This window comes from Pseudomonas sp. ICMP 8385 (genome assembly GCF_002699915.1).
In the GTDB taxonomy this organism is placed as follows: Bacteria; Pseudomonadota; Gammaproteobacteria; order Pseudomonadales; family Pseudomonadaceae; genus Aquipseudomonas; species Aquipseudomonas gessardii.
Genome location: NZ_LKBY01000113.1, coordinates 124966 through 145643, shown reverse-complemented (window position 1 = coordinate 145643; position 20678 = coordinate 124966). Strand labels below are relative to the sequence as shown.

Genomic DNA, 20678 nt, shown 5'->3' with positions numbered 1-20678 from the left:
ATTGCGCCTTTTCTGCACCGGATGACCCCGCGGGCCTGTGGCTGATGGGTTATCTCGGCAGTGCATCCCGCGGGGTCAAGGACATGATGCTGCACATACCGACGCTATTGCTGGTCGCGGTCTTCGTTTTTTGCCTGATGGGCCTGCTCACCGTGCATGCCTGGCATCGCGTGCGTGAGCCGACCCTGGGCTATCTGGGGGTGATGCTATTGCTGGCCTCCCTCGGCACCGCCTTGATGGTAGTGCGCGGTGTGGGCGTGGATTTTGTCGCGTTGGTGCTGGGCAATGTGGTGTTGCTGTTGGGCGCGGCAATGAACTGGACCGCCATGCGCGTGTTTGTCCAAGGCAAGCCCCACCTGCCGGGCATCCTCGCAGGCCCGGTGCTCTGGGTCTTGATGTGCCTGATCCCGCAGTTCTACGGCTCGATGTCCAGCCGGGTGTCGCTGTATTCCCTGGTAGCGGCGAGCTACGGTGTGCTGTCGGCGCTGGAGTTATGGCGCCATCGCCAACACCTGCAAGTGGCCTATCTGCCGGCGGTGGGGCTGATGCTGTTGCACACCACGTTCTACTGTGTGCGCGCCGTGATCGATCCCGGCATGCCCTTCAAGAACCAGCACACGCTGCTGGGCGAAGGCGTACAGCTCTTCTCGTTCATGCTGTTCGAGTCGATGCTGTATGCCATCGGTATCGCCTACGTCACGCTGGCGATGGTCAAGGAGCGCGCCGAACTCAACTTCAAGGCCGCCGCGTTCAGCGATGTATTGACCGGCATTGGCAATCGCCGTGCCTTCATGCAGCACGGCGAGCAACTGCTGGCCGACAGCACGCAACGCCGGCAACCGGTGACCCTGCTGCTGTGTGACCTGGATTACTTCAAGCGCCTGAACGACAGCTTCGGCCACCCCATGGGCGACCAGGCGCTGATCGCGTTCAGCCGGCTGACCTCGGCGATCTTGCGCAAGCACGATTTGTTTGCGCGCATTGGCGGCGAAGAGTTTGCCTGCCTGCTGGCCAATACCGATGAGCAAGGCGCCGTACAGGTGGCCGAACGCATTCGCCAGCAGTTCGCCGCGCTGGACCTGCTGGCGCCGGGGTTTCTCAGTGTGAGCATCGGGGTGGTGACCACCACCGCTCAATGCCACGATCTGTCACGCCTGCTGTCCCAGGCCGACCAGGCGCTGTACCGCGCCAAGGATCAGGGGCGCAACCGTGTGCAGACGGCCTGTAACACTTTGCAAGCAATCGCCCCCTGACGATGGTCTGAATATTTTCTTTACGGGCAAGGCATCTGGTAAAAATCCTGCTTCGCTCCGGTCCTGGAACCTTTATGTCCTCACGTTTTCTCTCGCGCCTGCGTTTGCGTTGGTTGCCCCTGCTATGCATGGCGCTGCTGGTCCTCGGCCTGCCGGTGGGCTGCCATGTGCTGCAACACAAGGAGCGCGAGCTGGTGTTTCGTATCGAGCCCGGTACTGCCAGCTGGTATCGTGGCCTGCCAAACGCGGTGCAGGAGTTCGAGCTCAAGCCCGCCAGCTTCAAGTCCGGGCAGAGCCTGCATGGCTGGTGGTGGCCAGCTGCGAAAAAAGACGCGCCGGCGATCCTGTACCTGCACGGCGTGCGCTGGAACCTCACGGGCCAACTGTTTCGCATCAAGCAACTGCACGCCCAGGGCTACTCGGTGCTGGCCATCGACTATCGGGGGTTTGGCCAGAGCCGGGGCGACCTGCCGTCCGAGCGCAGCGTCTACGAGGATGCGCGGATTGCCTGGGAGCGCTTCCAGGTGCTGCAACCCGATCCGCGCAAACGCCTGATCTACGGCCACTCCCTGGGCGGTGCCGTGGCCATCGACCTGGCGGCGGAACTGGGCCAGCAGGCGGCCAGCCAACAGCGGTCGCCGCCGGTGCGGGGGCTGGTGATCGAATCTACCTTTACCTCACTGGCCGATGTCGCCGCAGCCGTGGTCAACACCTCGCTGCCGGTGCGCTGGGTGCTGTCGCAGAAGTTCGATTCCATCGACAAGATCGCCGATATCCACATGCCCTTGCTGGTGGTGCATGGCCTCGACGACCGCTATGTGCCGCCGCGTTTCAGCCAGCAATTGTTTGATGCTGCCCAAGAGCCCAAGCACTTGCTGCTGGTACCAGGGGCCAGTCACAACAACAGCCTGAGCCTGGGCGGTCGCCCCTATCGCCAGGCACTGCAGGGTTTGCTGTAAAACGGCGGATCCGGCACCGATTTCAGCGAGGCGTGTCAAGCGCAAGCCTCGCGCAAAAAGGCCTGCAAACGATCCTGATCAAATATTGACCGCAGGTTAAATCGCCAGCGCTGCCGGGCCCGCGCAAGGTTATCCACAGAGATACCCACGGTTTTCGTGGACAACTCTTTTTGTATTTTGGGCCAGGGGCTTGCCGAAACGGCCGGTCAGTTGGCCTCTGGCACCTTATCCGTAGCAATCGGCACTTCAATCCCCCAATCGCCATGCAGGTACCAGTCCTCACCGATCATCTCGGCCGGATGCATGGTGCGATCGGCACCATTGCCGCAGGCCAGGGCGGTGGTCGCGCAGTAACGATCACAGCCCCAGCAAATGCGCTCGGGGTGTTTGGGGTTGAGCGGGAACGGCTTGGCCATGAGCAGGCTCCACAGCGGTGGGCAGTGATTTGATCCTACGGTCGCTACAGGCCCACAGCCTTGACCAACGTCAAGAAGGGTTGTGTGTATATCCCTGGAAACTTGACAAGAATCATTATTGTTTACAGCAAAGCTTTCTAGACTCGGCTTCTCATTTGCCCTGTCAGGAAGCCCCCATGCGTATCCCCTTCACCCTGTCACTGGCCCTGCTGTTGTCGACTGGCGTGGCCGTCGCCAAGGAATACCCGATCGGCGAGCCACAAATGTGTCCCGGCTTGGAAGTCGGCGCGGTCTATCTGCAACCGATCGAGATGGCGCCACCGGGCATGATGCGCGCCACCGCCGATTCGGATGTGCACCTGGAGGCCGATATCCGCGCCACCGCCGACAACCAGCAGGGCTTCCAGGAAGGCAGTTTTGTGCCCTACCTGAACGTGTCGTTCCGCCTGCAAAAGCAAGGCGGCGCCAGCCCGATCATCGGTGAGTTCCACGCCATGGTGGCCAACGACGGGCCGCACTACGGTGACAACGTCAAGCTGCTGGGCCCTGGCAAATACCAGTTGACCTTTACCGTGATGCCACCCAGCGGCCATGGCTCTCTGGGCCGGCATACCGACAAGGAAACCGGGGTCGCGCCCTGGTTCGAGCGCTGTGAAGTGCACTATGAATTCGTCTACGCGGGGATTGGCAAAAAAGGCGGCTACTGAAATGCGCCTGCCCCTCGCCCTCTGCGCCCTGCTGGCTGCTGGCACGGCCCTGGCCGCGCCGTTGCCCACCTATGAATTGACCCTGCAAGACGGCCACTTCACCCCGGCGCAGCTCAAGGTGGCGGCCGGCCAGCGCTTCAAGATCGTGCTGAAAAACATCGGCCAGGGCCCGGCCGAGTTCGAGAGCACGCCGCTGCGCGTGGAAAAAGTGCTGTCACCCGGGGTCACCACCTTTGTGGTGATCCACCCGCTCAAACCGGGCACCTATGGGTTTTTCGACGAATTCAACTTACAGCTGCCCGCAGGCAGCATCCTCGCCGAATAACGGCCCGGGAGCCTTTGATGAATCAATCGATGTTTATCGTCTGGCGCGAAAGCGTCGAGGCGCTGCTGGTGATCGGCATCCTCCAGGCCTGGATCAGCCAGCAACCCGAGGGCTCGCGCCTGGGGCGCTTCCTGTGGGCCGGCGTGGTGCTGGGCCTGCTGTGTTCCGCCGGGCTGGCCGGCCTGATGCTCTGGGCCGGCGAAGCCATGAGCGGCCCCGGCGGCGAATGGTTCCAGGCTGGCATGACCCTGGTGGCAAGCCTGCTGATGGTGCAGATGGTGTTCTGGATGCACCGCCACGGGCCGGGCCTGCGCCAGACCCTGCTGCGCGACGCCGAGCAGCGTGCGGCACGCCAGGGTGGCCTGGGGTTGCTGTTGCTGGCGTTGCTGGCAGTCAGCCGCGAAGGCAGCGAAACCGTAGTATTCCTGTACGGTGCTGGCGCCCAGTTGCACGGCCCGGCACTGGGCCTGTTCGCCATTGGCGGCCTGCTCGGCCTGGTGCTGGCCGGGCTGACGGTAATGCTGCTGCGCAGCACGCGGCGGTTGATTTCCTGGCCGCGGTTTTTCGCCCTCAGCGAGGTGCTGTTACTGCTGTTGGCGGCCGCCTTGCTGGTGGCCGCCGTGGAACGCATCGGCGGGCAACTGCTGGCCATGGACATGCCCGACTGGGTCTACACCCTGGTGGGCGAAGCCTGGTGGGACAGCAGCCCCCTGCTCAGTGACAGCCACGGCCTGGGCGCCGTGCTCGCAGGCTTTGCCGGCTACCGCGCAACGCCCAGCACGATCACCCTGCTGGTACTCGCCGGTTATTGGTTGCTGGTCGGTCGCGGGCTGTACCGGGCCCGGCGAGCGCCATTGTGAACGACCCCTGGCTGCAACGCCTGGGGGATGGCATGCGCCGCCATGGGCGACTGATTCGTGGCGTGCAATGGGCGGTGGTGCTGTTCTACGCCGGGTTGCTGATAGTGCCCGCCTGGCTGGCGCTGCCCACCAGCCAGGCACGCCTGCTGGATAACCTGACGCTGCTGGCCCAGTTCCTGTTCTGGGGCCTGTGGTGGCCGTTCGTGGTGCTGTCCATCGTGTTGTTCGGCCGCGTGTGGTGCGGCGTGCTCTGCCCCGAAGGGTCCTTGAGCGAATGGGCCAGCCGCCATGGACGCGGCCTGGGTATTCCAAACTGGATCCGCTGGGGCGGCTGGCCCACCGTGGGCTTTGGCCTGACCACCCTCTACGGCCAGCTCATCAGTGTGTACGACTACGCCCAGGCGGCCTTGCTGATCCTCGGCGGTTCAACCGTGGCCGCAGTGCTGGTGGGCCTGTTGTTCGTGCGCGGCAAACGGGTGTGGTGCCGCTACCTGTGCCCGGTCAGCGGCGTATTCGCCCTGCTCGCACGCCTGGCACCGGTGCACTTCCAGGTCGACGAACAACGCTGGAAAGCCAACGCCGGCCCGCGCCTGCCATTGCCCAACTGCGCACCGCTGCTGGACATCCGCCGCCTGCAAGGTGCCAGCGATTGCCACGCCTGCGGCCGTTGCAGCGGGCAACGGGGCGCGGTGCAGTTGATTGCCCGCTCATGCAATAGCGAAATCCTCCAGGCCCCGCGTAAACCCACGTTGGTGTGGGATACGCGCCTGTTGTTGTTCGGCGTGATCGGCCTGGCAATGGGCGCCTTCCAGTGGACCGTCAGCCCGTGGTTCATCACGCTCAAGCAGTGCCTGGCGCAATGGCTGGTGGAGCATGACTGGCTGTGGCCATTGCAGGACAGCGCGCCGTGGTGGCTGTTGACCCATTACCCCCAGGTCAACGACAGCTTCAGTTGGCTAGATGGGTTTTGCATCGTCGCGTACCTGGGCGCCAGCAGCCTGCTGCTCGGCGGCGCCTTGCTGGGGCTGGTGCACCTGGGCGCAAGATTGAGCGGGGATCGGGCACGCTCTTGGGCCCTGGCCCTGACCTTGACGCCCATGGGGGGTGCCGGGCTGTTTCTGGGGCTGTCGGCCACCACGGTGAAGTTGCTGCGCTATGAAGGGCTCTTGCTCGAATGGGTACAACCGGCGCGTGGCGCCTTGCTGATCGCAGCGCTGGGCTGGTGTGTGTGGCTGGCCTGGAAACAGCTGGCCGACCTGTCACTGGCGCGACGTTGCGCGGCCTGGAGCTGCCTGCTGGTGGGCAATGGGCTGGTGGGGTATGGCTGGTGGCTACAGTTTTGGGGCTGGAGCCTGTAAGACGCCGTTCAGTTAAGCGAACGCAATGCTCAAAACAGCGCAGATCAAATGTGGGGCTTGTGTGGGAGCGGGCTTGCCCTAATGCCGTTCAGTTAAGTGAACGCAATGCTCAAAGCAACGAAGATCAAATGTGGGAGCGGGCTTGCTCGCGATGACGGTGTGTCAGTCAGAGTTGCATTAACTGACCCGCCGCTATCGCGAGCAAGCCCACAGGCCCAGCGCTAGACGCGGAACCTGGCAACCATCAGGTGCAGTTCCCCGGCCATCTGCGCCAGTTCATGCCCTGCCGTATCGGTATGCCGGGCCCCGAGCAAGACCTGCTCGGACAGGGTGCGAATGCCCACCAGGTTGCGATCCACCTCCCGTGCCACCAGCGCCTGCTCTTCGGTGGCGCTGGCGATCATCAGGTTGCGTTCGTTGATCTGCGAGATCGACTGGGTAATCGCTTCCAGGGCCTGGCCCGAGCGCTGGGCCACGCTCAAGGTGGTCCGCACCAGGTCGCTGCTGTCTTGCATCGCGGTCACGGCCTGTTCGGTGTCCAGGCGGATATTGCCGATCATCTGCTCGATCTCCTGAGTCGAGGCCTGGGTGCGGTGGGCCAGGGCCCGGACCTCATCGGCCACCACCGCAAACCCGCGCCCGGCATCCCCGGCCCGTGCCGCTTCGATGGCGGCGTTGAGCGCTAGCAGGTTGGTCTGGTCGGCAATGCTGCGGATCACCTCCAACACGCCGCTGATGTCCTGCACCCGCCCGGCCAGTTGCTGGATACGCACCGAAGTGCCGCTGACCCCGTCGGCCAGGGTGCTGATCGAGGCGACCGTTTCCTGCACCTGATCACGGCCAAGCTGGGCGGTCTGTGCCGACACACGCGAGGCTTCGCTGGTGCTCACGGCATTGCGCGCCACCTCATCCACGGCTGCCGTCATCTCATTGACCGCCGTGGCGGCCTGCTCGATCTCCATGCCTTGCGACTGCAGGCTGCTGCTGGTTTGGCTGCTGACCGCGCTCAACTCCTCGGAAGAGCTGGCCACGCGGTCCACCGACGCGGCGATCTGGCGCACCATTTCGTTGAGGTTGTGCTGCATCTGCTGCATGTTTTTCATCACACTGCCATCGGCGCTGCCCGCCGTTGGCACCACGGTGGTCAGGTCGCCCTGGGCGATCTGGCTCAACACTCGCGCCGCCTCGTCGGGCTCGCCGCCCAGGGGCCGGGTCACGCTGCGGGTGACGATCACCGCTGCCGCCACCACCAGCGCCACGCACAGCAGGAACAGCCCCAGCATGTTGCGCCGCGCCTCGCTGTACAGGGTCTGCGCCGCGTGTTCGCGCTGGGTAAAGATCTGCCCCTGCAAGGCCATCATCGCCTCCAGGCTCTTGAACACGGCCTGCTCGGCGGGTTGCACGTTTTGCTTGAGCCGGGTCACGCCCTCGGCATGGGCGCCCTGGCGGATCAGCGCCTGCACCTGGGTAAAGGCGGCGACATAGGCCTCGCGATGCTGCTTCAGGTCAGCATAGGCGGCCTGGCCAGCGGGCGTGACGAACAGCGGTTCCAACTGGGTGAAGGCCTCGGTGATGCGTTGCCGCGTGGCGCCAATCGCCTGCTGGGCGGCCTGGTTGTCCTGGTCGATCAGCAAGTCGCGGGTATTACGGCCGTTGTCGCGCACGCCGGTGGCAATCACCATGATCGGGGCGATTTTCGGCCAGTCCTGCTGCACGATCAGTTCCGATTGTTGCTTGAGGGTGCCCAGGTCATGCAAGGCGTAGAGCGCCATGCCGGCCAGGGCCAGGGGTGCGATAGCAAAGCCGATCGCGATGCGGCGGGCGGTGGTTAATCGAGTCATGTCATAAGCTCCCTGATGAATACCTGCCCACGAGGGGCAGCATCTTTGATAATCCGGTGGGAGTTCAATCGCCACGCTTGAAAGGGCTCCGCGAAGGGATCAGCCCCGTAAAACAAATGCCGGGAACAGTGCCCGCATTTTCTCCCATAGTTCAGGCAGCAAGGCCTGTGCCGAAACACTCGGCAACTGCTCATCGAGCATGCGCGCAGTACGCACCAGTTGTACGGCGAAGCGCTTGACGCCCCGTTCCTGCAAACGCTGGGCCAGCAGCAATAGGCGCTGTGGGTCGATCAGGTGCCAGTGCACGGTGGTGCGGCACTCATAGTCCACACCGCTGTGCAGCAACAGGTCGAGGCTGCGCCAATTGGCGGCGCCGCTGCCCTTGACCTGGGTGATCAACTGGCAGTCCTCGGCCAGGGCCTTGACGTCGAAGCCGACCCAATCGGCATGGGCCAGGGCATGGGCAAACGCCGTGGGCTTGATCCCGGCGCTGTGCAGGCCGATGCGAAAACCCATCTGGCGTACTTCGTCCATGGCGGCCGGCAGGCCTTCCTGCAAGGTCGGTTCGCCACCGCTGAACACCACGGCGTCCAACAGGTCCTGGCGCCGTTGCAGAAACAGCAAAACCCGGCGCCAATCCACCTCATCGCTGCCGCGAGGGGGGATCAGGTCCGGGTTATGGCAGTACCGACACCGCCAGGCACAGCCCTGGCAAAACAGCACGCAGGCGAGCATGCCGGGGTAGTCGAGGGTGGTCAGGGGCACCAGGCCCCCGACCCGTAGCGCTCGACTCATTGGCGCCCGGCCGCAGCGGCACTTTCGGTAAAGTGCGCGCGCTCACGGTGCTCCGATTGTTTGCCGGGGTTGAAGGCCGAAACCGGTCGGTGGTAGCCCATGACACGGGTCCAGACTTCACAGCGTTGGCGTTGGGGCTGGGAGGTTTGCATGGTGAATCTCCTTGGGGTTGGAATAGGGTTGGCGTCTACAGGGCAATGCCCAGGGCTTCGTCACACTTGGGGCAGAACTCATGTTCGCCCGCCAGGTAGCCATGCACCGGGCAGATGGAGAACGTCGGCGTCACCGTCAGGTACGGCAGGCGGAAGCGCCCCAGGGCCTTGCGCACCAGTTGCTTGCAGGCCTGGGCCGAGGAGATCTGCTCGGCCATATACAGGTGCAGCACGGTGCCGCCGGTGTATTTGCATTGCAGTTCGTCTTGCAGCTCCAGGGCCTCGAAGGGGTCCTCGGTATAGCCCACCGGCAGCTGCGAGGAGTTGGTGTAGTACGGCGCGTCAAGGCTGCCGGCCTGGAGGATGGCGGGGAAGCGCTTGAGGTCTTCCTTGGCAAACCGGTAGGTGGTGCCTTCGGCCGGCGTGGCTTCCAGGTTGTACAGGTGGCCGGTGTCTTCCTGGAAGCGCAGCAATGTGGCGCGCACATGGTCCAGCACCTGCAACGCAAACTCACGGCCACGGGCGGTGTGCGTGCCCTCCTCGTCCCCGGTGAAGTTGCGCAGCATCTCGTGCATGCCGTTAAGGCCAATGGTGGAGAAGTGATTGCGCAAGGTGCCCAGGTAGCGCTTGGTGTAGGGGTACAAGCCGGCATCCATGTGGTGCTGGATCACTTTGCGCTTGACCTCCAGGCTTTCCATCGCCAGTTCCATCAAGTGGTCCAGGCGTTGCAGCAGGCCACTGGTGTCGCCCTTGAACAGATAGCCCAGGCGCGCGCAGTTGATCGTTACCACGCCCAAGGAACCGGTCTGCTCCGCCGAGCCGAACAACCCGCCGCCACGCTTGAGCAACTCGCGTACGTCCAGTTGCAAGCGGCAGCACATCGAGCGCACCTGGTTGGGCTGCATATCGGAGTTGAGGAAGTTCTGGAAGTACGGCAGGCCGTAGCGCGCGGTCATCTCGAACAGGCGGTCGGCGTTTTCGCTGTCCCACGGGAAGTCATGGGTGATGTTGTAGGTGGGGATCGGGAAGGTAAATACCCGGCCCTTGGCGTCGCCCGCCTGCATCACTTCGATGTAGGCACGGTTGATCAGCTCCATTTCCGCTTGCAGGTCGCCGTAGGCAAACGGCATTTCTTCGCCGCCAATAATCGGGATCTGCTCGCGCAAGTCCTCCGGGCAGACCCAGTCGAATGTGAGGTTGGTAAACGGCGTCTGGGTGCCCCAGCGCGATGGCACGTTGAGGTTGTAGATGAACTCCTGCACCGCCTGGCGGATCTCGGGGAACGTCAGTTGGTCCTTGCGCACAAAAGGCGCCAGGTAGGTGTCGAACGAGCTGAACGCCTGGGCGCCGGCCCACTCGTTCTGCAGGGTGCCGAGGAAATTGACCATCTGCCCCAGGGCGCTGCCCAGATGTTTGGGCGGCCCGGCTTCAACGCGGCCCGGCACGCCATTGAGGCCTTCGTGCAGCAGCGTGCGCAGGGACCAGCCGGCGCAATAGCCGGCGAGCATGTCCAGGTCATGGATATGCAAGTCCGCCTCGCGGTGGGCCTGGCCGATCTCCTGGCTGTAGACCTCGTCCAGCCAGTAATTGGCGGTAACCTTGCCCGACACATTGAGCACCAGCCCGCCCAGGGAATAGCCCTGGTTGGCGTTGGCCTGCACGCGCCAGTCTTCACGGTCGAGGTACTCGTTCATCGAGGTGGCGACCTCCACCAGGGTCTTGCGATCCCGACGCAGGCGCCCATGCTGCTCGCGGTAGACGATATAGGCGCGCATCGCCAGAAAGTACCCGGCATCCATCAGCACCCGCTCGACACTGTCCTGGATCTGTTCCACATCCAGACGAACAATCCCGCGCAACCGGGCAAGCACCGCCCCCAACAACAGATCGACCTCGGCATCCTGATACTCACCGGTGGCGTTGCCCGCGGCGATCATCGCCTGGCGGATTTTCTCGGCGTCAAAGGCAACAAGGGTGCCATCGCGCTTGTGTAGGCGGGTACTGGCCAGCGGGCTTGAGGTGATCTGCATTGGGGGCTCCAAACACTACATATAGATTTAATAATTTGTATAAACACAATATGCAGTGATGGTACGCAGTGAAAGGTGGGTTGCAATTGACCAGGGTCAAGTTTGCGCAGAGGTATCGTCACAGGCCAGTTCACGTTCAATCTGTTCGATGCTGGGCAAGCTGGTTTGCAGTTCTGCCGGGAGGGAGCCGACCAACTGGTACTCCGCCACCCCGATGGGTCGAGCGCTGTCGCGCAAGGCATATTCAGCCACGATCTTGTTTTTGCTTTTGCACAGCAGCAAACCAATGGTGGGGCTGTCTTGTGGGTGCTTGAGTTGGGCGTCCACCGCGGCGAGGTAAAAACCCAACTGCCCCAGATGCTCTGGCTTGAACTTGCCGGCCTTGAGCTCAATAGCGACGTAACAGCGCAATTTCAGGTGGTAAAACAGCAGGTCAATAAAGAACTCCTCGCCGCCCACATCCAGCAGTACCTGCTTGCCGACGAAGGCAAAGCCTGCCCCCAACTCCAGTAGAAAGTCGGTGACATGCTTGATCAGTGCGCTTTCGATCTCACGCTCCTGCGCGTCCAGGGTCAGCCCCAGAAAGTCGAAACGATAGGGATCTTTCAGCGACTCGCGGGCCAAGTCCGATTGGGGCTTGGGCAGCAGGTTTTCAAAGTTGCTGACAGCATTGCCACTACGCTCCAGCAAACGGGTCTCGATTTGCATGACCAGAATATTGCGTGACCAGTTGTGTTCAATGGCTTGGGCGGCGTACCAGCGGCGGGTTTCGGGGCCGGGCAGTTTATCCAGCAGGACCAAATTATGACCCCACGGCAATTGTGCAGCAGCCTGTTGCACAAATTGAACATCAGGCCAAGCCTCGGCAAATGCGCGCATATACTTGAGGTTACGCGGCGAAAAACCTTTCATATCAGGAAAAGCCGAACGCAAATCCCGCGCCAGACGCTCAATGACTTTGGCTCCCCACCCCTGCTGCGCCTGTCGGGTCAATATGTCCTGGCCAATCTGCCAGTACAGCAGCACAAGCTCGCGGTTTACCGCCAGGGATGCACGAATCTGGGCAGAGTGGATGCGTTTTTTCAATTCCTTCAACCAGTCGCCATATCCCTCAGGTGGTGTAGTGAGGCCATCATCTGATCGATTCATTCCGAGTTCCTTGTCGATATTGCACGTTGTAGAAACCAGCAATGGTAACGACGGAAAAAAGCCACGCGGGCCAGCGGAATGCCCTTGATACAAAATGACGGGAACTACTATGCAACAGGGTTCCAGCACCTCCTCACCCCCCACTCATATTCATAAACCGCACCACCTGCACCTCGCCCTGCCCGGTGAAATCATGGCGCAATGGCTTGCCCCGCAACGCCTTGTGCAGCGCTTCCACCAACGGCTGGTCATCCAGTGGATAGCGGCGTACCAACGCCCGAAAATCCACCGCATTGTCCTGCCCCAGGCACAACAGCAACTGCCCTTCCACCGTCATCCGCACCCGGTTGCAGCTGGCGCAGAAGTTATGGGAGTTGGGCGAGATAAAGCCGATGCGCGTCTGCGGATGCCGGGCCAGGCGTACATAGCGCGCCGGGCCGCCGCTGTTTTCGGGGCTGTCGAGCAGCGGGTGATGTTCAGCAATCAAGGCCCGGACCTGCTCGCTGGAGCAGAAGGATTCGCCCCGCGAGCGCCCTACATCGCCCAATGGCATCTCTTCGATAAAGCTGATATCGATGCCCTGGTCGATGGCGTACTGCACCAGCGCCGGGACTTCATCGAAGTTGCGCCCCTGCATCACCACGCAGTTGAGCTTGACCCGCTCGAACCCGGCATCCCGTGCCGCCTCGATACCGTCCAGTACCTGGCGCAGGTCGCCGTTGCGGGTAATCGCGCGAAAGCGTTCGGGGTCAAGGCTGTCGAGGCTGATATTCATGCGTTTGACCCCAGCCTCCACCAGCGGCCGCGCCAGACGGCCCAGTTGCGAGCCGTTGCTGGTCATCACCAGTTCGCGCAGGCCAGGCAACGCGGCGATATGGCGGCACAGCTCGACAATGCCCGGACGGATCAGCGGCTCGCCCCCGGTCAGGCGGATCTTGCGCACACCCTGGCTGACGAACACCGTCGCCAGCCGTTGCAGTTCCTCCAGGGTCAGCACCTGCTGGCGCGGCAGGAAGGTCATGTTTTTCGCCATGCAATACACACAACGAAAATCACAACGATCGGTCACCGACAACCGCAGGTAGTCAATGGAACGGCCCACACCATCCACCAGGCTCATGTCACTGCACCAACGGCGAGTCGGCGCCCTGCAACGCGATGCCACGCACATCGGCCGCGCCAATCAGGGTTTGCAGGTATTGCACCAGCGCCTTCTGCCACACCCCTTGCTGCAGTTGGGTACGAATGGCGGTCGCCACGGCTTCGTAAGGCAGCGGTTGGCCTTCGATGCGCTGATCGACACTGATGACGTGCCAGCCATAACGGCTTTCCAGGGGTTTACTGGCCAACCCTGGCGCCAGGGTGAACAACTGGCGCTCCAGCTCCGGCACAGTCTGGCCCTTGCTGACCTGCCCCAGGGAGCCGCCCTGGGCCTTGGAGGGGCACGCCGAATACTTCAGCGCCAGTTCGGCAAACGCGCCGGGCGTCTCTTCCAGGCTCAGCAACAGCACCTCGGCCTGGGAGTGCGCCACATGCCGCGCCTCGGCGTCATCCGGCGCGCACTCCAGCAGGATGTGCCGCACCGCCAGCAACGGCGCGCTGTGAAAGCGCCCGCGATTGCTCTCGAAGTAGCGCACACAGGTGGCCTCGTCACAGTCCGGCACCTTGACTTCGCGCTCCAGCAACAGGCGGGTCGCCGCCTCTTCTTCGTTCTCGCCGGCGCCCACTTCCAGTTGCACACCCAACTCGCGGATCCGCTGCTGCAACAGCTCACGGATCACCAGCGCGCGGGCGGCGAGGAACACCGCCTCCTCGCGGCTTTGCGCCGGGTGATATTGCAGCTCCTGGGCCATCGTCTCGGGGCTGATCAGCACCCCGTTGACGCTGACAATCGGCCATTCCTGCTCGCTGCTGGCGATCAGTTGCGGCTCAACCGCCACCTCGACCTCGGGCAACACCACTTCCACCGCCTTGGCCGAAGAACTGCAACCGCCACCACATCCGCATCCTGTCGTCATGACGTTCTCCTCACTTCTGCCGCACGATTTGATAACGACGCCCCAAGTACCAGATCGGCGCGCTGACCATATGCACCAGACGGGTAAACGGGAACAGCACAAACAGGGTCAGGCCCAGCGCCACGTGGGCCTTGTAGATCAGGCTGACCGGGGCAATCGCCGCCGCCGCTTCCACGGGCCGCAGCAACACCACGTTCTGCGCCCAGTCCGCGAGCATCACCATCACCGAGCCGTCCATATGCCCGGTCGAGGCGACGATGGTCAGCAAGCCCAGCACCAACTGCGCCAGCAACACCAGCAGGATCAGGATGTCCGACGGGCTCGACGTAGCCCGAACCCGTGGGTCGGTGAGGCGGCGCTTGACCAGCATCAGCAGGCCCACCAGGCACAGCAGGCCGAAGAAGCCCCCGGAGACCATCGCCAGCAGTTGCTTGTGCTCGGTGCTGATCACATGGTGATAGATCGACGCCGGGGTCAGCAGGCCGACAAAATGCCCGGCCAGCACGAACAGCACGCCGATATGGAAGAAGTTGCTCGCCACGCGCATTCCACGGTTATTGAGCATCTGGCTGGAGCCGGCCTTCCAGGTGTACTGGGACAGGTCAAACCGCGCCCAACTGCCCAACAGGCAAATGGCCAGGGCGACATACGGATACACGCCAAATACCAGCAAATTCCACTTAGACATTACCCACCTCCTTGGCTGGCACGGCGGCCAGCCCTTCGTGCTGAAAATCCACCCAGTGCAACGGCACCGCACTTTCTTCGCGGGCCTTGCCCGGTGCGCTGGGCATCGAGCTGCAACGGTCCTGCTGCTCGGCCTGCATAAAGTCCACGGCCTCCTCTTCCCAGACCTTGTCCAGGGCTTCGAGGGAGTCGTCGCGCACTTCGGCGGCGACCTGGGCGCGCAACTCGGCAATGGCCTGATGCGGCTCGGCGCCGCTGATCTGCAACAGCGCACGGAAGCAGCTGGCGTAGGCGCTTTCACGCTCATCCAGGCGCGCCGCCAGCAGGGCCAGCAGGTGCGCCACATCCGCCAGGCCCTCGCGGGCCTCGATGTCTTCGCGGGTGGACAGAAACTCCAGGTACAGCGGGATATAGTCCGGCAGCTCCTTGACGCCGATGGCAAACCCGGCTTCCTGGTACTGGGCCATCATGTCGACCATGGCCTGGCCGCGGTCCCGCGACTCGCCATGCACGTGCTCGAACAGCAGCAACGACAGCGAGCGGCCGCGGCCAAACAGTGCGCCGTAATGCTCCTGGCCATCCATCAGGTCATTGCTGCAGATCAGTTCCAGCAACTCGAACAGCGCACCGCGTTGCTTGGGGCTGATTTCCCGCGCTTCGATAATCGCCTGCTCCAGTTCATCGTGGCCGTCGACCAGGGTTTGGGTGGGGTAGTCCAGCAGCAACGAGATCACTTTAAGAATGCGCATGGCTCAATCCTCCCAGATCTGGACGGTTTTTAGCACGTCGCGGCGGTTGGCCTTTTTCGCCCCGAACATATTGGTGTCGGAGCTGCCACTGCAGCCGCTGCCGAAGCTGAAACCACAGCCGGAACGCTCGGCAAATGCATCGCTCATCGCATCTTCACGGTGGGCGCTGGGCACCACAAAGCGGTCTTCGTAGTTGGCAATCGCCAGGTAGCGGTACATCTCTTCCACCTGGGCCACGCTCAGGTCCACGTCGGCCAATACTTGCAGGTCCTCGACGCCATCCACTTGCTGCGAGCGCTTGAAGGCGCGCATGGCCAGCAGGCGTTTCAGGGCACGCTTGACCGGCTTTTCGTCACCGGCGGTGAGCATGTTGGCCAGGTAACGCAGGGGAATACGCAGGCTGTCGACATCCGGGATCACCCCGTTCATGCCCACGGTGCCAGCGGCGGCCGCGTTCTGGATCGGCGAGAGGGGCGGCACGTACCAGACCATCGGCAAGGTGCGGTATTCCGGGTGCAGCGGCAGGGCGAGCTTCCAGTCCACGGCCATTTTGTACACCGGCGAACGCTGGGCCGAGTCGATCACCGACTGCGGTACACCATCGGCCAGGGCCTGGCGGATCACCGCCGGGTCGTTCGGATCGAGGAAGATTTCCAGCTGTTTCTCGTACAGGTCGTGCTCGTTGGCGGTGCTGGCCACTTCGCTGATGCGGTCGGCGTCATACAGCAGCACGCCGAGGTAGCGGATACGTCCGACGCAGGTTTCCGCGCAAACGGTGGGCATGCCGGCTTCGATCCGTGGATAGCAGAAGATACACTTCTCGGACTTGCCGCTCTTCCAGTTGAAGTAGATTTTCTTGTACGGGCAGCCGCTGATGCACATGCGCCAGCCGCGGCATTTTTCCTGGTCGATCAGCACGATGCCGTCTTCTTCACGCTTGTAGATCGCGCCGCTGGGGCACGACGCCGCGCACGCAGGGTTCAGGCAGTGCTCGCACAGGCGCGGCAGGTACATCATGAAAGTATTTTCGTACTCGCCATAAATGTCGGCCTGGATCTGGTCGAAGTTCTTGTCCTTGCGGCGCTTGGCGAACTCGGTGCCGAGGATTTCTTCCCAGTTGGGGCCCCACTCGATTTTTTCCATGCGCTTGCCGGACACCACCGAACGCGGGCGTGCGGTCGGTTGGTGCTCGCCCAAAGGCGCGGTGTGCAGGTGCTGGTAGTCGAAGTCGAACGGCTCGTAGTAGTCGTCCAGGCTCGGCAGGTCCGGGTTGGCAAAGATGTTCGCCAGCACGCGGAACTTGCCGCCGATGCGCGGGTTGATCGAGCCGTTGGCGTTGCGGATCCAGCCGCCCTTCCACTTGTCCTGGTTTTCCCACTCCTTGGGGTAGCCGATACCGGGCTTGGATTCGACGTTGTTGAACCACGCGTATTCCATGCCTTCGCGGCTGGTCCACACGTTTTTGCAGGTGATCGAGCAGGTGTGGCAGCCGATGCACTTGTCCAGGTTCAGGACCATGCCGATTTGTGAGCGGATCTTCATCTCAGTTCTCCTCGATATCGGTCGGCAATGGACGCGGCAGATCATCACCGCTGGAGCCATCGAGCCAATCGACCTTGACCATCTTGCGCACCACCACGAATTCATCGCGGTTGCAGCCGACCGTGCCGTAATAGTTGAAACCGTAGGCCTGCTGGGCATAGCCGCCGATCATATGGGTCGGCTTGAGCACCACGCGGGTCACCGAGTTGTGGTGGCCGCCGCGGGTCTTGGTGGTTTCCGAACCCGGTACGTTCACGATGCGTTCCTGGGCGTGGTACATCATCACCATGCCTTCCTTGACCCGCTGGCTGACCACCGCACGGGCCGTCAGGGCGCCGTTGACGTTGAAGCACTCGATCCAGTCGTTGTCCTCGATCCCGGCGCGCTTGGCGTCGATTTCCGAGAGCCACACAATCGGGCCGCCACGGCTTAAGGTGAGCATCAGCAGGTTGTCGCTGTAGGTGCTGTGGATCCCCCACTTCTGGTGCGGCGTGATCCAGTTCAGGACGATCTCGGTCTGGCCATTGCTGCGCTTGCCCTTCACCCCTTCGATGGTGCGGGTGTTGACCGGTGGCCGGTAGCTCATCAATTGCTCGCCGAACGCCTGCATCCACGGGTGATCCTGGTAGAACTGCTGGCGGCCAGTGATGGTGCGCCATGGGATGTTTTCATGGACGTTGGTATAGCCGGCGTTGTAGCTCACGTGCTCGTCTTCCAGGCCCGACCAGGTGGGGCTGGAGATAATCTTGCGCGGCTGCGCCTGGATATCGCGGAAGCGGATCGCTTCGTGGGCCTTGGAAATCGCCAGGTGGCTGTGGTCGATGCCGGTGAATTCCGACAGCGCCGCCCAGGCTTTCAAGGCGACCTTGCCGTTGGTTTCCGGGGCCAGGGACAGGATCACCTCGGCGGCGTCGATGGCCGTGTCAATTTTTGGCCGGCCGTGGCTGATGCCCGCGTCGCCTTCGTGGTGGTTGAGTTCGCCAAGGAACTCGACCTCTTCGTCGGTGTTCCAGTTGATGCCCTTGCCGCCATTGCCGAGTTTTTCCAGCAGCGGGCCCAGGGACGAAAACTGCTTGTAGATGTTCGGGTAGTCCCGTTCCACCACCGCCATGTTCGGCGCATTCTTGCCCGGTACCGGTGCCACGCCGGCGCTTTTCCAGTCGGTGCCGCCAAACGGCTGGGCCAGTTCGCCAACGCTGTCATGCAACAACGGCACGGTGACCAGGTCTTGCTCCACGCCCAGGTGGCCGACCGACATGGCCGAGAACGCCTTGGCGATGCCTTTGTAGATTTCCCAGTCCGAACGCGACTCCCACGCCGGATCAATCGCCGCCGACAGCGGGTGAATGAACGGGTGCATGTCCGAGGTGTTCATGTCGTCTTTTTCGTACCACGTTGCCGTTGGCAACACGATGTCGGAGTAGACGCAGGTCGAGGACATGCGGAAGTCCAGGGTGGTCACCAGGTCCAGCTTGCCGATGGCGCCGTCTTCGACCCATTCGGCCTCGGTCGGCTTGCATTCGGTGCTGTGGCCGATGTCTTCGTTCATCACCCCGTTCTTGGTGCCGAGCAGGTACTTGAGCATGTACTCGTGGCCCTTGCCCGACGAACCCAGCAGGTTGGAGCGCCAGATAAACATGTTGCGCGGGAAGTTCACCGGGCTGTCCGGCTGCTCGCAGGCAAAGCGCAGACTGCCGTCCTGCCAGGACTTGGCCACGTAGTCTTTCGGGTCCATGCCGGCTGCCGCCGCGTCGCGGCAGATGTGCAGCGGGTTGGTATTGAGCTGGGGCGCGCTGGGCAACCAGCCGGCGCGTTCGGCGCGGATGTTGTAGTCCAGGGCGTGCTCGGGGAACTGCGACTTGTCAGCCAGCGGCGAGAGGATGTCGTGCATGCTCATCTTCTCGTGGCGCCATTGCGAGCTGTGGCCGTAGAAGAAGCTGGTGCCGTTCATCTGGCGTGGCGGACGGTTCCAGTCCAGGCCGAATGCCAGAGGCAGCCAGCCGCATTGCGGACGCAGTTTTTCCTGGCCCACGTAGTGCGCCCAACCACCGCCGGTCTGGCCGACGCAACCGCAGAGCATGAGCATATTGATCAGCCCGCGGTAGTTCATGTCCATGTGGTACCAGTGGTTCATCGCCGCGCCGACGATGATCATCGAACGCCCACGGGTCTTGTCGGCGTTGTCGGCAAACTCACGGGCGATCTGGATCGCCTTTTCGCGGCTGACCCCGGTGATTGCCTCCTGCCAGGCTGGCGTGCCCGGTACGCTGGCGTCGTTGTAGTCCTTGGCCACGTTGCTGCCGCCCAGGCCACGGTCAATGGCCAGGTTGGCCGCCGACAGGTCGAACACCGTCGCCACTTTGGCCACCGAGCCATCGGCCAGGGTCACGCTGTGTACCGGTACCCGGCGAAACTGCACGGCATCGCCGGCCACGTGCTGGAAGTAGTCGTGGGCTTCACCGGCAAAATACGGGAATGCCACTTCGGCGACGTCCTCACCGATCAGGCTCAGCTTGAGGTCGATCTCGCGGCCTTCACCGCCTTCTTTGGCCAGGATGTTCCACTTGCCCTTCTCGCCCCAACGATAGCCGATGGAACCTTGTGGCGAAACCAGTTCGCCGCTCTCGTCGAGGGCGATGGTTTTCCATTGCGGGTTGTTGTCCTGGCCCAGGTTGTCCACCAGGTCCGACGCACGCAGGAAGCGGTCCGGCTGGAAGCCTGCGCCCGGGGCAAAACCGGTCATGGGCTTGAGCATTACCAGCACCGGCAAGTCGGTGTAGCGCTTGGCGTAGTCGGTGAAATAGGCACTCGGTTTATCCAGGTGAAATTCCTTGAAAATCACATGGTTGAAGGCCTGGGCCAGTGCGGCGTCGGTACCCTGCTTGGGGTTGAGCCACAGGTCGGTGAGCTTGGCCACTTCCGAATAGTCGGGGGTGATGGCCACGGTCTTGGTGCCCTTGTAGCGCACCTCGGTGAAGAAGTGCGCATCCGGGGTGCGGGTCTGCGGGACGTTGGAACCCCAGGCAATGATGTAGTTGGAGTTGTACCAGTCGGCCGATTCCGGCACGTCGGTCTGTTCGCCCCAGACCATCGGCGAGGCTGGCGGCAGGTCGCAGTACCAGTCGTAGAAACTCAGGCACACGCCGCCGATCAACGACAGGTAACGCGAACCTGCCGCGTAGCTGACCATGGACATGGCCGGGATCGGCGAGAAGCCGACGATGCGGTCCGGGCCGTACTGCTTGATGGTGTAGACGTTGGACGCGGCGATGATCTCGTTGACTTCATCCCAGTTGGAGCGGATGAAGCCGCCCATGCCACGCTTGCTTTTATAGGAGTCGGCCTTGGCCTTGTCCTCGACAATGCTCGCCCAGGCCTCGACCGGCGACAGGGTCAGGCGCGCCTCGCGCCACAGCTTGAGCAAGGGCTTGCGGATCTTCGGGTACTTCAGGCGGTTGGCGCTGTAGATGTACCAGCTGTAGCTCGCGCCACGGGGGCAGCCGCGCGGCTCGTGGTTAGGCAGGTCGTTGCGGGTGCGCGGGTAGTCGGTCTGCTGGGTTTCCCAGGTGATCAGGCCGTTCTTCACGTAGATCTTCCACGAGCACGAGCCGGTGCAGTTCACCCCGTGGGTGGAGCGCACGATCTTGTCGTACTGCCAGCGCGAACGGTAGACGTTCTCCCAGTCGCGGGACTCCTTGCGGGTCTCGCCGTGACCTTCGGAGAATTCGTCTTGCTTGCGATTGAAGAACCGCAGTTGATCGAGTAAATGACTCATGGTGCTTTCCTCAGAGGCTTGCTGCGGGGTTCTGTGCCCCGCCCACGCAAGGTTTGAATTCG

Annotated in this window: 18 protein-coding genes; 6 read left to right on the top strand and 12 right to left on the bottom strand. The window is 62.7% G+C overall.

The features are described 5' to 3' along the window. Positions 1-83: 83 nt before the first annotated feature. Together AO268_RS21140 and AO268_RS21135 are read left to right on the top strand one after the other, a co-directional pair. Complete coding sequence (locus AO268_RS21140; protein WP_099169814.1) at positions 84-1253, top strand: GGDEF domain-containing protein; 1170 nt, start codon at positions 84-86, stop codon at positions 1251-1253. A gap of 74 nt (positions 1254-1327) precedes the next feature. Then, on the top strand, positions 1328-2212 hold the full coding sequence (locus AO268_RS21135) for an alpha/beta hydrolase (protein ID WP_099169730.1): 885 nt from the start codon (positions 1328-1330) through the stop codon (positions 2210-2212). 206 nt (positions 2213-2418) lie between these two features. Here AO268_RS21135 and AO268_RS21130 read toward each other — a convergent pair whose 3' ends face one another. After that, a complete protein-coding gene (locus tag AO268_RS21130) occupies positions 2419-2628 on the bottom strand; it encodes a DUF3079 domain-containing protein (protein WP_076961118.1) in 210 nt (69 codons plus the stop codon). A 176-nt stretch (positions 2629-2804) separates the two neighbouring features. Between AO268_RS21130 and AO268_RS21125 the strand changes: the two genes are divergently transcribed. Genes AO268_RS21125 through AO268_RS21110 form a run of 4 tightly spaced genes read left to right on the top strand, consistent with a single transcriptional unit; the run spans position 2805 to position 5878 of the window. Then, positions 2805-3335, top strand: a complete 531-nt coding sequence (locus AO268_RS21125) for an iron transporter (RefSeq protein ID WP_076961119.1) — start codon at positions 2805-2807, stop codon at positions 3333-3335. A 1-nt stretch (position 3336) separates the two neighbouring features. Continuing rightward, a complete protein-coding gene (locus AO268_RS21120) occupies positions 3337-3660 on the top strand; it encodes a cupredoxin domain-containing protein (RefSeq protein WP_076961120.1) in 324 nt (107 codons plus the stop codon). Between the two features lie 17 nt (positions 3661-3677). Beyond that, positions 3678-4520, top strand: a complete 843-nt coding sequence (locus AO268_RS21115; RefSeq protein ID WP_099169729.1) for an FTR1 family iron permease — start codon at positions 3678-3680, stop codon at positions 4518-4520. A gap of 32 nt (positions 4521-4552) precedes the next feature. Beyond that, positions 4553-5878 (top strand): 4Fe-4S binding protein, encoded by a 1326-nt coding sequence (locus AO268_RS21110; RefSeq protein ID WP_099169813.1) that lies wholly within the window; start codon positions 4553-4555, stop codon positions 5876-5878. A gap of 221 nt (positions 5879-6099) precedes the next feature. On the opposite strand, the gene AO268_RS21105 is transcribed toward AO268_RS21110, so the two are convergent. The 11 genes from AO268_RS21105 to AO268_RS21055 all read right to left on the bottom strand — a co-directional run bounded on the left by AO268_RS21105 (position 6100) and on the right by AO268_RS21055 (position 20616). After that, positions 6100-7719, bottom strand: coding sequence for a methyl-accepting chemotaxis protein (locus AO268_RS21105; RefSeq protein ID WP_099169728.1), 1620 nt, complete (start codon positions 7717-7719; stop codon positions 6100-6102). 99 nt (positions 7720-7818) lie between these two features. After that, positions 7819-8514, bottom strand: coding sequence for an anaerobic ribonucleoside-triphosphate reductase activating protein (locus AO268_RS21100; protein WP_076963216.1), 696 nt, complete (start codon positions 8512-8514; stop codon positions 7819-7821). Further along, a complete protein-coding gene (gene nrdD, locus AO268_RS21095) occupies positions 8511-8666 on the bottom strand; it encodes an anaerobic ribonucleoside-triphosphate reductase (protein WP_038441552.1) in 156 nt (51 codons plus the stop codon). Before nrdD ends, AO268_RS21100 begins: the two co-directional genes overlap by 4 nt. Positions 8667-8701: 35 nt before the next feature. Beyond that, positions 8702-10696, bottom strand: coding sequence for a ribonucleoside triphosphate reductase (locus AO268_RS21090; protein WP_099169727.1), 1995 nt, complete (start codon positions 10694-10696; stop codon positions 8702-8704). Positions 10697-10792: 96 nt separating this feature from the next. Further along, entirely contained in the window at positions 10793-11845 is a 1053-nt protein-coding gene (locus AO268_RS21085) for a PDDEXK nuclease domain-containing protein (protein ID WP_076963218.1), read from the bottom strand. Between the two features lie 133 nt (positions 11846-11978). Further along, positions 11979-12965, bottom strand: a complete 987-nt coding sequence (gene moaA, locus AO268_RS21080) for a GTP 3',8-cyclase MoaA (protein WP_076963219.1) — start codon at positions 12963-12965, stop codon at positions 11979-11981. A gap of 1 nt (position 12966) precedes the next feature. Then, the gene (locus AO268_RS21075) at positions 12967-13863 is read right to left on the bottom strand and encodes a peptidylprolyl isomerase (protein WP_099169726.1); all 897 of its coding nucleotides are present in this window, start codon (positions 13861-13863) and stop codon (positions 12967-12969) included. A gap of 10 nt (positions 13864-13873) precedes the next feature. After that, positions 13874-14551 carry a respiratory nitrate reductase subunit gamma gene (narI, locus tag AO268_RS21070; RefSeq protein ID WP_076963221.1) on the bottom strand — a complete coding sequence of 226 codons (678 nt, stop codon included), beginning with the start codon at positions 14549-14551 and terminating at the stop codon, positions 13874-13876. After that, complete coding sequence (gene narJ, locus AO268_RS21065) at positions 14544-15299, bottom strand: nitrate reductase molybdenum cofactor assembly chaperone (protein WP_076963222.1); 756 nt, start codon at positions 15297-15299, stop codon at positions 14544-14546. The genes narI and narJ overlap by 8 nt, the downstream gene beginning before the upstream one ends. 3 nt (positions 15300-15302) lie before the next feature. Beyond that, the gene (gene narH, locus AO268_RS21060; protein ID WP_029291316.1) at positions 15303-16841 is read right to left on the bottom strand and encodes a nitrate reductase subunit beta; all 1539 of its coding nucleotides are present in this window, start codon (positions 16839-16841) and stop codon (positions 15303-15305) included. Position 16842: 1 nt separating this feature from the next. Further along, entirely contained in the window at positions 16843-20616 is a 3774-nt protein-coding gene (locus AO268_RS21055; protein WP_099169725.1) for a nitrate reductase subunit alpha, read from the bottom strand. Positions 20617-20678: the final 62 nt, after the last annotated feature.

Coding starts and splice junctions, on each gene's coding strand:
- AO268_RS21130 (WP_076961118.1), bottom strand. CDS start 2,628: ATGGCCAAGCCGTTCCCGCTCAACCCCAAACACCCCGAGCGCATTTGC.
- AO268_RS21140 (WP_099169814.1), top strand. CDS start 84: ATGATGCTGCACATACCGACGCTATTGCTGGTCGCGGTCTTCGTTTTT.
- AO268_RS21085 (WP_076963218.1), bottom strand. CDS start 11,845: ATGAATCGATCAGATGATGGCCTCACTACACCACCTGAGGGATATGGC.
- AO268_RS21055 (WP_099169725.1), bottom strand. CDS start 20,616: ATGAGTCATTTACTCGATCAACTGCGGTTCTTCAATCGCAAGCAAGAC.
- AO268_RS21090 (WP_099169727.1), bottom strand. CDS start 10,696: ATGCAGATCACCTCAAGCCCGCTGGCCAGTACCCGCCTACACAAGCGC.
- AO268_RS21075 (WP_099169726.1), bottom strand. CDS start 13,863: ATGACGACAGGATGCGGATGTGGTGGCGGTTGCAGTTCTTCGGCCAAG.
- AO268_RS21120 (WP_076961120.1), top strand. CDS start 3,337: ATGCGCCTGCCCCTCGCCCTCTGCGCCCTGCTGGCTGCTGGCACGGCC.
- nrdD (WP_038441552.1), bottom strand. CDS start 8,666: ATGCAAACCTCCCAGCCCCAACGCCAACGCTGTGAAGTCTGGACCCGT.
- AO268_RS21135 (WP_099169730.1), top strand. CDS start 1,328: ATGTCCTCACGTTTTCTCTCGCGCCTGCGTTTGCGTTGGTTGCCCCTG.
- narJ (WP_076963222.1), bottom strand. CDS start 15,299: ATGCGCATTCTTAAAGTGATCTCGTTGCTGCTGGACTACCCCACCCAA.
- narH (WP_029291316.1), bottom strand. CDS start 16,841: ATGAAGATCCGCTCACAAATCGGCATGGTCCTGAACCTGGACAAGTGC.
- narI (WP_076963221.1), bottom strand. CDS start 14,551: ATGTCTAAGTGGAATTTGCTGGTATTTGGCGTGTATCCGTATGTCGCC.
- AO268_RS21115 (WP_099169729.1), top strand. CDS start 3,678: ATGAATCAATCGATGTTTATCGTCTGGCGCGAAAGCGTCGAGGCGCTG.
- AO268_RS21110 (WP_099169813.1), top strand. CDS start 4,553: ATGCGCCGCCATGGGCGACTGATTCGTGGCGTGCAATGGGCGGTGGTG.
- AO268_RS21125 (WP_076961119.1), top strand. CDS start 2,805: ATGCGTATCCCCTTCACCCTGTCACTGGCCCTGCTGTTGTCGACTGGC.
- moaA (WP_076963219.1), bottom strand. CDS start 12,965: ATGAGCCTGGTGGATGGTGTGGGCCGTTCCATTGACTACCTGCGGTTG.
- AO268_RS21105 (WP_099169728.1), bottom strand. CDS start 7,719: ATGACTCGATTAACCACCGCCCGCCGCATCGCGATCGGCTTTGCTATC.
- AO268_RS21100 (WP_076963216.1), bottom strand. CDS start 8,514: ATGAGTCGAGCGCTACGGGTCGGGGGCCTGGTGCCCCTGACCACCCTC.